The sequence below is a fragment of the Methylobacterium sp. E-045 genome, assembly GCF_022829685.1.
In the GTDB taxonomy this organism is placed as follows: domain Bacteria; phylum Pseudomonadota; class Alphaproteobacteria; order Rhizobiales; family Beijerinckiaceae; genus Methylobacterium.
Genome location: NZ_JAKSYE010000008.1, coordinates 1 through 13,675, shown reverse-complemented (window position 1 = coordinate 13,675; position 13,675 = coordinate 1). Strand labels below are relative to the sequence as shown.

The 13,675-nt window shown below is 65.4% G+C and carries 10 protein-coding genes and 1 pseudogene; 8 read left to right on the top strand and 3 right to left on the bottom strand.

Features of this window, described 5'->3' with window-relative positions:
* Positions 1 to 4 precede the first annotated feature (4 nt).
* Both MKK51_RS00455 and MKK51_RS00450 read left to right on the top strand, forming a co-directional pair.
* Positions 5 to 1,669 (top strand): hypothetical protein, encoded by a 1,665-nt coding sequence (locus MKK51_RS00455; RefSeq protein ID WP_243974313.1) that lies wholly within the window; start codon positions 5 to 7, stop codon positions 1,667 to 1,669.
* Positions 1,670 to 1,878: 209 nt separating this feature from the next.
* Positions 1,879 to 4,902 (top strand): hypothetical protein, encoded by a 3,024-nt coding sequence (locus tag MKK51_RS00450; RefSeq protein WP_243974312.1) that lies wholly within the window; start codon positions 1,879 to 1,881, stop codon positions 4,900 to 4,902.
* 215 nt (positions 4,903 to 5,117) lie between these two features.
* On the opposite strand, the gene MKK51_RS00445 is transcribed toward MKK51_RS00450, so the two are convergent.
* The 3 genes from MKK51_RS00445 to MKK51_RS00435 all read right to left on the bottom strand — a co-directional run bounded on the left by MKK51_RS00445 (position 5,118) and on the right by MKK51_RS00435 (position 6,528).
* Positions 5,118 to 5,570, bottom strand: a complete 453-nt coding sequence (locus MKK51_RS00445) for a hypothetical protein (protein WP_243974311.1) — start codon at positions 5,568 to 5,570, stop codon at positions 5,118 to 5,120.
* A gap of 191 nt (positions 5,571 to 5,761) precedes the next feature.
* A complete protein-coding gene (locus MKK51_RS00440; protein WP_243974310.1) occupies positions 5,762 to 6,163 on the bottom strand; it encodes a hypothetical protein in 402 nt (133 codons plus the stop codon).
* On the bottom strand, positions 6,163 to 6,528 hold the full coding sequence (locus tag MKK51_RS00435) for a hypothetical protein (protein ID WP_243974308.1): 366 nt from the start codon (positions 6,526 to 6,528) through the stop codon (positions 6,163 to 6,165). The genes MKK51_RS00440 and MKK51_RS00435 overlap by 1 nt, the downstream gene beginning before the upstream one ends.
* A 325-nt stretch (positions 6,529 to 6,853) precedes the next feature.
* Between MKK51_RS00435 and MKK51_RS00430 the strand changes: the two genes are divergently transcribed.
* The 6 genes and pseudogenes from MKK51_RS00430 to MKK51_RS00405 form a co-directional block, all read left to right on the top strand.
* Positions 6,854 to 7,585 (top strand): hypothetical protein, encoded by a 732-nt coding sequence (locus MKK51_RS00430; RefSeq protein WP_243974307.1) that lies wholly within the window; start codon positions 6,854 to 6,856, stop codon positions 7,583 to 7,585.
* Positions 7,586 to 7,776: 191 nt separating this feature from the next.
* Positions 7,777 to 8,934, top strand: a complete 1,158-nt coding sequence (locus MKK51_RS00425) for a phage tail protein (protein ID WP_243974306.1) — start codon at positions 7,777 to 7,779, stop codon at positions 8,932 to 8,934.
* A gap of 511 nt (positions 8,935 to 9,445) precedes the next feature.
* Positions 9,446 to 11,251, top strand: coding sequence for a hypothetical protein (locus MKK51_RS00420; protein ID WP_243974305.1), 1,806 nt, complete (start codon positions 9,446 to 9,448; stop codon positions 11,249 to 11,251).
* Positions 11,252 to 11,254: 3 nt separating this feature from the next.
* The gene (locus MKK51_RS00415; protein ID WP_243974304.1) at positions 11,255 to 12,772 is read left to right on the top strand and encodes an FAD-dependent oxidoreductase; all 1,518 of its coding nucleotides are present in this window, start codon (positions 11,255 to 11,257) and stop codon (positions 12,770 to 12,772) included.
* Positions 12,773 to 12,782: 10 nt separating this feature from the next.
* The gene (locus tag MKK51_RS00410; RefSeq protein WP_243974303.1) at positions 12,783 to 13,397 is read left to right on the top strand and encodes a hypothetical protein; all 615 of its coding nucleotides are present in this window, start codon (positions 12,783 to 12,785) and stop codon (positions 13,395 to 13,397) included.
* Positions 13,398 to 13,465: 68 nt separating this feature from the next.
* Positions 13,466 to 13,675, top strand: a pseudogene (locus MKK51_RS00405) (hypothetical protein); the annotation flags it as partial.

The following is a 13,675-nucleotide window of genomic DNA, read 5'->3' as shown; positions in this document are numbered from 1 at the left end:
CGTCATGAGCGCAGGCATCCCCTACGGCCTTCCGACCGACCTTAGCCCGGAAGATATGGCCCGCCTGTTCGGCAAGGCTCCGATGGGTGCGCCGCAGTCCTTCTCAGGCACTTCGGGCACGGTCCAGCCGGAGCCGCAGGCGCCCGCCCCTGCTCCGCTGGCCCTTCGCGTGTCGCCGCGTCCAGCGTCCGTCGAGCCTCCTCAGGCCGGCGGGCCGGTTCTTCCGGATTTCAAGCCGGCCGACCTCCCTGCCGGCGCGTCCCCCTCTGTACCGATGGGGTTCCGCCCTCCGATGCCTCCGCCTCGCCCGTCCGACATGCCGTCCGCCGATTCGGCTCCCGTCGCTGGCACGATGCCGGCTCTTGCCGCTGCCCCCGCTGCAGCGCCCGGGGTCGATGGCGGTTTTGATTTCGGAGGTGCTCTGAAGCGTTTTACGGATCGTGGTGGTGGAGACCTGCTCGTTGGCCTCGGCACCGGGCTCATGTCGACGCATGGCTTCGGCAACGGCCTCGCCGCCGGCTTCCAGAACGCGCAGAAAGCCGAACAGCAGCGCGCCGTTACCGGGCTCGCGCAGGCGGAGCTCGGGATCAAGCAGCGCAAGCTCGCACAAGAAAACGCGGCGCTCGGCGGGAACGCCTCGATCATCAAGCGGGCCTTCCCGAACCTTTCCGAGGCCGAGGCCATTTCCGCAGGCTCGAACAGCGGACAGGTGACGGAGGCGCTAAGGATATTGCGCGACCCGAACCATGGCACGGGCGTCCCGGCCGGGTATCGCCAGCGCGCCGACGGCCAGGGCTACGAGCCGATTCCCGGCAGCGAGGCCGACCCGGCGACGAAAGAGGCCCTCGCCGCCGCCGCAGCGCGCGGAGCAGCCTCGGGGAAGCCGGACGAGACCTTTACCCTGATCCCCGACGCGGAGCGCGCCACGCTCGGCCTGCCTGCCGGCTCGTACCAGCGGGACAGCAAGGGCAAGGTTTCCGCCGTGAACCCGACTGGCACCACGATCAACATGGGAGCCGAGAAGGCGCAGGACGCCACAGTTGGGAAGGGATACGGCGAGTATCAGCTCGACCTCGCCACGAAGGGCCGAAACTCGGCCTCGACCCTCAACACCCTGGCGCTGATGGAGCAAGCGATGAAGTCGCCGGGCTTCTACTCTGGCGTCGGCGGCGAAGGGGTGAAGCGCGCAAACCAGTTCCTCGGCGCCCTCGGTGTCAAGGATTCGAAGGCGGCCTCCGCTGCCGAGGTGTTCGATGCGCTCTCGAACAAGGTAGTGCTCGACGGTCTCGGCGGCTCACTCGGTCCCGGCATCTCGAATACCGATCGCGATTACATCGCCCGCACCGCTCCGACCCTGGCGCAGTCCGAGCAAGGCAACCGCGACTTGATCGGCGTCGCCCGCGCTCTGGCACAGCGCCAGCAAGCGGTGTCGAAGCTGGCCCGCGACTATGCGGGCCGGAACGGCGGTCGCCTCGACTCGGGTTTCGATCAGGCGCTCGACGAGTTCGCGACCTCGAACCCGCTGTTCCCGCAGGCCCGCGCCGGTGAGGCTGCCTCTGCCCCGAAAGAGCCGCCGCAGGGTGCTCCTCAGGGCGCCCGGCAAGCGCGGGACGGCAACTGGTACGCTCCCGACCCGAGCCGTCCCGGCAAATACCTGAAGGTTCAGTGATGCAGCTCGTCCCGGTCGATCACGATCCCTTCGCGGATGCTGCTCCGGCCGCGCCGAAGCTGATTCCCGTGGATCACGACCCTTTTGCCGAGCCCGGCAATGACGGAAGAGAGAGCGGTGTCGCCAATGCGACCGCCCGCGGAATCGTCAACGGCCTGCCGGTCGTCGGCCCCTACGTGCTCGGCGGGATCGACCGTGCGGACGCCGCCGTGCGCTCGCTGACCAACGATTCCCGCTACTCCGACGAGCTCGCGAAGGCCACGAGCTACGGCGAGAAAACCGCAGCTGAGCACCCGTGGGCGAACACGGCTGGCGAAATCGCGGGCGGTGTCGCTGGAACCATTCCACTCGTCATGGCAGCCCCAGCGGCGTTCGGCGCGGGGGCTGGTGGCCTCGCTGTTCGAACCGGCGCGTCTCTGCTTTCTGGAGCTGCGCTCGGTGGTGCCGACTCTGCCGTTCGAAGTGGCGGCAACGTCGACGCTATTCGAGATGGGACCCTTATTGGAGGCGGCCTCGGCGCTGCCGGCCCCGTGGCGGGCAAGCTTGTCGGCAAGGTGGTCTCTGCCGTGCGCGGCGGCGCGCCCGGAGAGGGCGTGCTTCGCGAGGCCGTTGAGGGGCTGTCGGAGGCGGAACTCGCCTCGGCGCAGCACATCATCGATCAGGGTCGCCAGCTTCCCGGTGGCGGCGTCGGCGTCACCCTGGACGAGGCCCTGAACCGCGCGACCGAGGGCCGGGCCGTGCGCGCATCCCAGCTCGCGCGCGTCGTCGCCAATTCCGGCGGCGAGGGTGGCCGGCTCATGAACGAGTTCTATGCCGCCCGCCCGGCCTCGATCGATAATGTCGCCCGGTCGGCCTTCGACGCGATCGGCCCGCAGAACCCTGCGCCGTCCGGCCTCGGCTTGGACCTTCAGTCGGCGGCCCGTGCCGGAGTGGCTCAGACCCCTGAAGGCATGGCCCTGGCGCAGGCACGCGCCGCGGTCGGCCCGCGTGTCACGGACGATGCAGCCGGCCGGGTGATCCAGCCGGAGATGCGTGGCGTGGTCGACGCCCGCGAGGCTGCCCGTAAAGCGCAAGCCGATATTGATTACGCGGCCGCGCGGAACGCGCCAGAGAACGCCGGCATCGAACGCGCTGTTCAGGTGGAGCGCCCGGGAGAGCCGATCGTCACGCAGCCAGCGTTCTCGCGTCCGCAGTTCGAGGCCGGTGCGCCGCGCCCTGCTGAAGCCTTCGAGCGGCCCAGCGCGATCGGGGACGATCCGAACGGCGTCAGCCTCGCCCGCTTCATCGCTCAGAACGGCGGCCTGCGCCTGGATGGGGATGCGGCGGCGACTGATCTGCATCGCTTCATGGTGCCCGGCATCGGCAAGGTCGCGCGTCCGGACGGCAAGGGTCTCGACAATTTCTGGCGCGAGCGGCTGATCGAGGAGGGATATTTCCGTCCCGATGCCGATGGCGGCATGGCGCGTGACATCTCCTCAGAGCTGTTGCGCAAGCTGCAGAACGAGCAGCGTGGTGTGCCCTCTTACCCGCTTGATAGCGCCGGCCGTCCGAAGGGCCGCGCTGCCAGCGGACAGGCGGCGGACGAGTATGCGAACGCCCGGTCGCTGGCGGAAAGCCGCTTCGACGAGGATCTCGCCCGCGTCGAGGTCGATCCGAAGGGCATTCACCCGGACATCCGCGAGCGCGTCGTCGGCGCCCTGATGCGGGGCGAGGAGACTGACCCGCTCGCCGCCTACGAGCGCACGGTCGGCGCGATGAAGGGACCGCTCGACCCCTACGTGAAGTCGACGACCATCACCGAGACGATTCCCGACATCCGGTTTGGGCAGGTGAACCCGCAGCCGGCCCTCGACGCGATCGCCGAGCAGAGCCGCTTCGCTAAGGGTGATGTACGTGGCGCCCTCGGCAACACCCGCAAGGATCTCTACGAGCCCGGCGGGGCGCAACTCGACATGTCGGTCGAAGGCAACCTGAAGGCTCGCGAGCGTCTCGACCACCGCATCGAGACCGCGGTTCGGGACGGCGACGCCTCGCAGGTCCGCGACCTGCAGATCTCGCGCGGGGCCCTTGATGCCCAGCTTAAGCAGGTCCCCGAAGTCGCGACGGCCGACGCGAACTTTGCCGCGAACTCCCGCCCGCTCGAACCCTTCGCCCCCAACACCCCGCTCGGCCGTGTCGTCCAGCAGGATCCGCTCACCGGCCGGATGGCAACGCCGACCGAACAGGTTCCGACGCACATCCAGGGTGCATCGGCGGCCCGCGAGTTCCTGGCGAACGCAACGCCAACGGCCCGTCAGGCCTACGAGGGCCGCGTCGCGACGAAGATCCTCGACGGTGCCTCGGACGCACGCGGGAACATCGACCCGGACAAGCTCAGCGTGCTCCTGCGCGATCAGGCGGACGTGCTCGAGCAGATGCCGGACGTCTACCACCGCGTCGAGGCAGTCGTTCGCGCCCGCGACGGGCTGGCTCGCGTCGAGGCCTCACCGCTCGGGCGCATCGCGGATCGTCCGGACGTGGATGCAGCCGTTCGTGCCGTGTTCGCCCCGAACCCGAAGCCTGGCAGTCACCACGAGGTGGCGCAGGCGATGACGGCGCTGGTTAAGAACCGTCCCACGGCCGCGCGCGACCTTGCCCGCATTTACCTCGAATCCACCTTCAACGAAGCGACGCAGCAGTCGAAGGGGCTGGCGGCGCAGTACGGCGGTGCGGGCTTCGCTTCGGCCGTTCGTGGCAACGCTCAGCAGCGCCACAACCTCGAAGCGGTGCTGCGAGCCCTGCCGGAGGGCGACACGCTCGTGAAGGGGATGGACAACCTGCTCATGACCCTGGAGACCACCGGCTACCGCCCGAACAAGGGGTCGGACACCGCGTTCAACCAAGCGATCCAGGTCCAGTTGAAGAGCGGAAAGACGCAGCTTGGCCAAGCTGTGGCGGATGTAGCCACGGGTGCGGCGGCGGGGGCCGGTGTTGGTGGTCTGAGTGGAGCGGCCGGCGGCGCCGTACTCGGTCTGAAGCGTGGCGTCGGCGATGCAATGCTTCAGGCCCGGATGATGGGGAATGGTGAGGCGATCGCGCGGATGCTGACCGATCCGAAGGCTCTGCCGGACCTGCGGGCGCTGGCCCGTTCGCCCGTCGGCAGCAAGAACGCGGAGGCCTTTACGCGCCGTCTGCTGACGCTGTCGAACGGTGGTGCGGCTCCGACGCGCGAGGTCTCAGTGGCGCAGCGGTAGGCGTTTTAACCGACCGTTCGTGTCTCGGGGCCATATCAGGAATCCGCCAATCGCTCCGATACCGACAATCACCAAGATCAGTGCTGGTATCTGCCCAAATGTGCCTCCCAGCCATTGGTTAAAGGGGGGCACGATCTGCTGCAGAACCCATCCGATCGTCAACATGACGGCGGTGAACAAGAGTAAGGTAAGGATCGCCCAAAAAGCTCGACGCATCAGCGACCCTGTGCCTCTTTCGCCATGACTTCGTCAGTCAGGGTCTCAATCCGTTTGTCCGGATCATCTATCAGCAGCTTACAGGGAGCAGCATGCTCTGCGAGAAGCAATGATATGTTGCTGCAGTTGCTTTCGAGCTTCGTTACCATCTGCTGAGTGTCGATCTGTATCCGAGCGACAAACGTTTCGGGTTTCAGCTTCGCACGGGCCGTCCACTCCTGCCCACGGGTAATAGCCGCAGAACCCACGGTGGCCAGCCGCTCGCGAAGAGTTGGATCCTTGTCGGTTTGAAAGCACTTCGACGCGACAATCATGTAGGCCGCGCAAGTCGCATGTTCATGAGCGAAGTTGTTGAAGACACGGATCAGCGTCGGCGAAAGAGGCGGCTCTTCTGCCTTTGCGGGAGCGGTGAACAGGACGAGGGTCAGGGCGACTTGGAGCCAGCGGGGCATGAAGATATGCGATCTATGGTATGATCATCTGCCGTAGGACTGTTGCCGGTCGTCGGATGCAGCTGGTGCCGCTGCCTTTGCAGCGGGGCGGCTCGACCTAATGATCAAGACCGAAATGCCCGCGATCACAAGCGTTCCTACCAGAACGGATGCCGGTAGCACGAACGCGACGAATGTTTGCGCGCTGACCATCATGGGCGGAGATTCCCGAGAACGAAGCTTGCGAACGAATGTAGCGCAGCCGCCACGCCGAACCAAACGAGGAGTGCGCCGCCGGCGGTGAACACATCAACAGGTGGCGCTTCGGTAGCGATTTTCGAAAGGTAGCCGGCAGTTGGAGTAAGAATCCCGATGGCGATTGAGGCCGCAGCGACAGTGTTGACGAACGTAGCTAGATACTTCCAGCGTTCGTTTTCAACGATCTTTGCCTTCGCTTCCGTATCGATCTGTGGCGGTTGAGGAGGAGCACCACCGCGCAAGCGCCCAGCACGCTGGTGAAGTGGTCCGCCTCGATCGCGCCTGCCTTCGGCGACATCGGCGTTGGTTCTGGACGATGGTAATTGGCGAATGGGCTCATCAGCAGATCGGACCATCACCTCGCCTCGCGCGTAATATTATAGGCAAGCTGGTATGTATACTTTTCTAGCTTTCCTATAAAATGCACCATGTATCTGAAATTAAATATGTATAAATCGTTATCTGCAAAGGCCAATCCTCCTGCGTTGCCAGTCGATGTATGCCCGCGCCACGGCATAGTAAGCTCTACGACGGAAAATTTTTCCTCGGCAACAAGATAGGTGGTTGGTGTTGTTATGGTTTCATCGAATATTACTCTAAAGTATAATGGAAATCCTTCCTCGCCAAACGGATCTATTTTGACTTCTTCATCTTTTTCTACTATAGCGACGCCGGAGAAAATTATCAATTCAGATCCGATATAGACTCCGGTCTCGGCCATTACTTGCCTCTTTTGAATTCGGTAAAAGCGCAATCGGACGCTGGCGGTCTGCAGCCTACACGCGCCAATCCATACTAATGTGGTGCCCGGCTACCGCGAGACGGTGCCGAGTCCGATTAATGACGGATTGCCAGGTGTTGACGCCCATAACCACATCAGCACTTGACCCGACGGGCAATCCGTCGGAAACCGCCACCGTCGAGAGACGTGCGCGAGAACTCCGCCGCCCGACCACGGCCCCGCCTCACCGCGGGGCTTTTTCATTCCAGCACCTTCGACGCCGGCCGCTCCACCAGGGCGGCCTTTTGCATGTCCGGAGCCTGCCATGAACGACGATCTGCGCTCTGCGATCATCGCCACGGCTGACCGGATCGGTGCGAACCCCGTCGATCTCGCCACCACCTTCTCATACGAGACAGGCGGCACCTTCGATCCCTGGAAGGCCGGCCCGACGACGCAATGGGGGCAGCATCGCGGGCTGATCCAATGGGGTGAGCCCCAGCGTGCGAAATACGGCGTCACGCAGGACATGCCGGTCGCGGCGCAGGTCGACGCGGCGGGCAATTATCTCGTCGATGCCGGGTTCAAGCCGGGCATGGGGCTGCTTGATCTCTACTCGGCCGTGAACGCCGGCAAGGTAGGTCGCTACAACGCCAGCGATGCCGGAAACGGTGGTGCGCCTGGAACGGTCGCCGACAAGGTGAACACCCAGATGGGCGCTCACCGCGCCAAGGCTTCGGCGTTCCTGGGCGGCGAGTTCAACGCGACGATGCCGGGGGAGGCCGGTGGCGGCGCGGGTCGTGCGCCTTTCAGCTTGTCCGGTCCGGTCGGTAGTGCAGCCCCGGCGCCAACGGTTCCTGTCGAGGCCGCAAAGCCCGACAGCGGCCCCGATCTCGCGGGCATCATGAAGATGCTGGCCGCCGGTGCTGCGGAAGGCGCGCCCACGTCCGGTGATCAGGCCGCCGCGCCTGCCATGGCCCCGCTGCCTCCCGTGCCCCTGCGCCAAGTCGCATTCGACGCCACCAAGTTTTTCGGCCTGCTGCCTACCCGGCGCTGACGCCTCAACCCGTACCGCCAGCCACGCTGCCCGCGCCGTAAAGCGCGCGCCGTCGCTCGCCTATGTCTGGAGCCGCGATGCCCGGTGTATGCAACTGGTCTCGGGACGCGACGTCGAACGACGTATCCGATCCGCCTATTCTCTGGGTGGAGGGCCAGCCGGCCCAGACCGTCAACAATTCGAACCGGGCTATGATGGCCGCCGTCGCGCTCTGGCGGGACGACAACGTGGGCATCCAGACCGCCAACCGAGATGATGGCGATGCCTATCGGATCTCGACGTTGCAGGGGTTCAACGCCGCTGCTGCGGCTGCGGGGCACACGGTCTCCTTCCGCGTTGCCTCGGTCAATCGCGGGCCGGCGACGCTGTCCCTGGATGGCCAGGCGGCAAAGCCAATTCTTCGTGGCGGATTTCTGCAGCTTGGCCCCGGCGACATCTCGGGCGGCATTGTCTACTCGGTCGCCTTCATCCCCAGCGAAGACGCTTATCTGATCCTGTCGCCGACGATTGATCGTCCTGGCGAGGTCAAGGCGCTGGCCTATGCCACTCCTCCTTCGGGATGGCTTCCCTGCGATGGGCGCGCCATCTCCCGCGCCATCTACGCGCCTCTGTTCTCGATCATCGGCACGACTTGGGGCAACGGCGACGGCTCGACCACGTTCAACATCCCGGATCTTCGCGGCCGGGCCATGTTCGGTGCCGACAACCTCGGAGGCACAGCAGCCAATGTGCTGACGGGTGCGGGCGGTACAGCTGGGATTGCGGGCGCTCTCGGCAGTTCCGGCGGCGCTCAGACTGTCGCGCTGGCTACTGCGCAGATGCCATCCCATTCGCACACGGGTAGGGCTGCAGCGGCCGGCGGGCATGATCACGGCGGCTCAACGGGCGGCGGCGGAGCCCATGACCACGGTGGATCAACCGGGGCTGGTGGCTCGCATTCCCATGCCGGCACGACAGAAAACGGCGGATCGCATTCGCATACTGGCTCCACCGCCGAGGCCGGCTCGCACACTCACAACATCAAATACTCCGTCGATATTCTGGCGGGCGGGAATGACATTGGCGCAACCATAGCCATTGGCTTTCCCGGCGCTAACGGTTCCACCGACGCGGCAGGGGCGCACACCCACCCTCTGACCATCGCCGCGGGCGGCGTGCACCAACACGCTCTCACAACGGATACCGCGTCGAACCACAGCCACTCCGTTACCGCCGCGCCCGCGCATTCGCATCCAATCACGGCCGCGCCGAACCACACGCACGAACTAGACCTGGATACCGCCGGCTCCGGCGCTGCGCACGCGAACATGCCGCCCGGGGCGGTCGTCGCCTTCGCGATCAAGACCTGATCGCCCTCCGACTTCTTCGCCCGTCTCGCCCGCCTTGTGCGGGCTTTTTCATGCCCGGAGCAACCCGATGGGTCTCTTGAACTGGTCCCCGCGGCCGGAGCTGAACGACGTCGCCGATCCGCTGATTCCCGCCATGGATGGCGCATCCGCGCGAAGCTTCCCCGCGCTGGTGCGTGGCGTCATGGCTGAAATCGCCCGCCATGCCTTGGACCAGGGTGGCGCTCTGAAGACTTCCGGTATCGCCAACGCCTTCACAGTCTCGACCGCTTCCGGCGTCAGCGCATTGCGGAACGGTCTCCGGTTCATCGTCCGTCCCGATCGCACGAACACCGACGCGCCCACGCTCAACGTGGACGGGACCGGACCGAAGCCATGGTTGGACGCGAGCGGCGAGGTGATCGTCGCGCAGGGCGTCGTTCCCGATCACATCATGGCGGTCACCTATGACGCCGATCTCGACGCTTGGCGCTCCGACGGCACACTCGCGATCAGGAACGAGGGGCTCGCGGCGATGCCGCCGGCCACCCTGAAAGGGAATGGAGGCCTTGAGGCCAGCGCGCCTGCCGACCTGACTGCGGAGGAGGCTCGCGAGGTCATCGGCCTCGACCACGTCGCCAACAAATCCGAAGAGGAGATGGTCGCGTCGGGCCCGATCTCGGACGCTTTCACGCAAGTTGCGGAAGCCCTGGCGACGAAGGCAACGCCGATCGACATCGCCGATGCCATCGCCCCGATTTCGCAGGCGCTCTCGGCGAAAGCCTCGACGCACTACGTCGACCAACAAATTGGAATCGTCGGCCAAAGCGTCACCGATCTCGCCGAGGACGTCGCGGACGTACAAGCGCAGGTCACCGCCATCGCGTCCGGGCAGTCTTCCGGCGCCATCATCGCCAAGAGCTGGGCTGCCCTGGCTGCCGTGCCGCCCGCCGCCGCCGGCGGCCGCGCGGAAGTGATCGGCACCGCCACCACCACGCACCCCGATCCGGTCGCGGCCGGCAATCCCGCAGTCCTCGACCCCGGCACATACCGCGGCTCGCTCTCCCCACTCGGCTGGGAGCGCATCGGCCCGACGACCGCCGCTGCAGCGGCAGCGCAGATCGGCAGCGGCGCGGCCATCGTCCCGACCCTCACCGACACCGCCACCGTCCTGATCTTCGCGGCGGACGGCGTGACCCCTCAGCGCCTCACCGGCGCCTCCCTGAAAACCCTAATCGAGGAGGTCGCCGTGCCGCGACTCTACCCCCAAGAGATCAGCGGCGTTGTGGTCACCAACGCCTCCAGGCCCATTCTCACGGCGGACGAGTTCCGTCGGGGTGACGTGTCCATTCAGGTCGTCGGCGCCGGTGACATCGGTGCTCGTTGGGGCGGCGGTGGCCCTGCTGCGTTCAACGACAACGACACTTGGCTTCAGAAAGCCGGACAGTGGGTGAACCACCCCAATCCCGGCACCGGGCCACTGTCCCTCATCGGGCGCCGAGCGGAGGGCGATGCGAGCCCGGTTTCACTCAGCGTGCGCATCCGCGTGCAGCGAACCGTCAATGCGCCCCCAACCTTTGTCGGCCCGGCCGATACGATCTTCTCGCTCTGGAAAGACCCCGCCGACCCCCGCTACACGGCCGTCATCCGCCAGGAGGTTCAGTACCTCATCGACAACAACATCTATGGCCTGATCAAGGGCTGGTGGATGCCGGGGGCGTCGAAAGAGAACTTCCGCGTCAACCTCGCCAATCCGAACGGACCGCTCCTCACCTACAACGAAGGCACCGGCTCTACGCCCATCGCCTTCCGCCCGTATATCGGCGTCAAGGGCAATGGCACCGACCAGCACGCGTCCACCGGCATTCTTCCGGCAGATGTGGGGATGACCGCCTCCGATCATCTGCTGATGGGCCGCGCCGTCTCAACCACGGAGTTCGATGCCGGGCAGATGGTCGGCAACGACGGCACGCTGTTTCTCCAGCCGAACCGTGGCGCCCAGCTTTACGGAACGCGATCCGGCCCCGGCACGGACACCAACGTCGCTACGCCTAAGCCCCTTGGCAAATGGGCGGCGCTCTCACGCGACAGCGATCCCGCGAACTACAACACTTACATCGATGGCGATTTCGTCGAGACGAAAGCGCGCGTCCTGGCCTCCATGGTGCCGCGCCAGTTCAACATCCTCGCGGGCAGTGGTGTGACCGGCGTCGCCTCGCGCTCCACCATCGAAACCGGTGGCGTCATCATCGGACGTGGCCTCGCGGGGATCTCGATCACCCGCCTCACCAACAGCATGAAGCGCATCGACGCTGTCTGCGCCCAGATCGCGGGGGCTTGAGCCATGGCAGCTTTTGCATGGAGCCTCAGCACCTCGGCGTGCGTGTTCGCCATCCGTCATGCGGAAATGGGCGTCGACGTGAACTTGTGCGGTGCGTGGGCCTATCCCGGCGAAATGGCCGCGACCGGCCTGGGCCAGACCGACCGCGAGATCATCTCCGCATCGAAAAACTATTGGGGGTTTCAGAAAGAGTTTTTCGCCGGCGGCATCTTCCCGTCGATGCAGAAATCGGACGCCCTGCTGCGAAGCTGGCTCAATCGCTACCCGGCTCGGACGATCGTCGACGGTAAGCCGAAGGGCAAGATCACATGGATGCCGAGCGCCGAGCTGACCGGCGTCAAGATGAACGGCAACGTGCTGGAACAGGTCACGGCCGGCGGCACGACCTATGATTGCTGGAACGCCTTCGACGGCTCGGACGAGAACGATCTCGCCAAGGCGATCGGTTTGCCGATGGCGCTGGGCCGCGAGAGCCGTAACCTGACGGGTGAAAAAGCCGCCGGCCTTCGTGTGCCGCAGCTGCAGTCGGGCACCTCTGCGATCGATCCGGTTACAGGCAATCGCCTGCCCTGGCTCAAGCCGCGCCCGCGCAACAGCAATCCGGGTGACGGCGACTCGTCCACGATGGCGTTCAACACTCGGACGATCATCACCGATGATCCAAACCGCATCCAGTTCGCCGACCAAGTGGTGCCGGGCTACAACCCGTCGAACTATGATCGCGAGTTCTACCTAGCGAACATCAAGCAGTACAAGACGATACCCGGCGCGTTCGACGATATTCTGCAGCCGGTCTTCACTTACAATACCTACGACATGAACTCTGCGGGCATCCTGTTTGGGAACAACTCGCAGGGAGACATGTTCGACTGGCACAACTCGACCTTCGCCGAGCGTAAGCTCATGTGGCAGGACTACGTTTGCCGCAAGGCCGGGCTGTTCAAGGCAATCTGCTCCGATCCGCGCTGGGCGGCCGCGCTGCCTGAGATGGTCGCCGATACCAAGCGGTACGGCATGGTGCCCAACCTCTGGCAGGACAGCATCGTGCCGGGCTGGCCGCCCATGATGTACATCCGCGAGAGCTTCCGGCTTCGGGCTCAAGAAACCATCCGCGAGCAGGACGTCTACTTCCCTGCTACGACGGTTGCCGAGCCCATCGCGACCTATGCCTACCACATGGACCGCCACCCGGCCGGTGTGTGGGCGAGTGCCAACGGCTTCGTCGCCTCGGAGGGAACCGAGGATCTCGAGCAGGGTGAAGAGACCGGCCTGCTGATGCCGTGGGGGGCCTGCAAACCTCCGATCGGGCGCTGCAAGAACGTCTCGGTCGGTCGCGGCATCGGCGGCACGTCCCTCGGCCGCGTGAAGATGCGCATCGAGATCAGTCAGATGAAGATCGCGGACTCCCTCGCGATCATCGCAGCGACGTCCGAGAAGCTCGGCCTTCGGTCCAGCGAGCTCGATTACCAGACCCAGGTCAAGCCCGCGCTTCTGGCGCAGGGCGCCGTGATCGCGCTCTGAGGAATAGCAGATGGCCAACTCTCCTATCATCGCCTCAGACGCCACGTCGGGGGGCGCAACGATCGTGAATACGTCCGGGTTCAAGGTCGCCAAAGGCGGCTTTGGCCCGCTCTACGGCGATGAGCACGGTGCTCATGCCGGGGAGGTTCACTACGAAGGTGCGCTACGCCCGCTGACCCCCGTCACGGGCAAGTTCCAGACCCACGTTCTCAGCACCGAGGACAGTGTCCACCCGATCTGCCGAGCGACCGTCAATGCCAACACTAACGGCGTGTCGCGGCTGCAGATCCTCGGCGGCTTGAAGGGGTGCATCTTCACCCACGTCATCATCAAGCGGCCTTACAGCCCGACCGGTGCCCCGCTCGTCGCCGGCTCGACCGGTCGCCTCTTCATGACGCCGACCAATACCGAAGAGAGCGCGGTCCATCTTGGAGAGATCGACCTGTCGGGCCTCACCGGCTACGGCATCCGGCGTGTCGCGGCCATCGAAAAGCTGTCCGAACCGGTGAACCTCTACTGGCGGCCCGGCGGCACGCGTTCGCCGGCCGGAACCACCTTCATCCTCGAAGCGTGGGGCTATACCGAGTGGTACGCCAACCTGCCGAAGCCGCTGGCGACCTCCTGATCGCCGCCTGACCGTCCTCCATCCGCCGCCTCTGGGCGGTTTTTTGTGCCCCGATCCTGGAGCTCTGCATGACCTCGTCCTCCGACGCGGGCGCTTTCGCTCGCCTGGATCGCGATCGCTTCTTCGCGTCGATCCGGTCCCTATTCGGCTCGTTCACGCAGGACCAGGTCGACGGGCTGAACCGCCTGCTCGACGCCTTCCTGCTGCACGCTGTGCTGCTCGATCGCCGGCATCTCGCCTACATCCTGGCGACGAGCTTCCACGAGACCGGTAAGCGC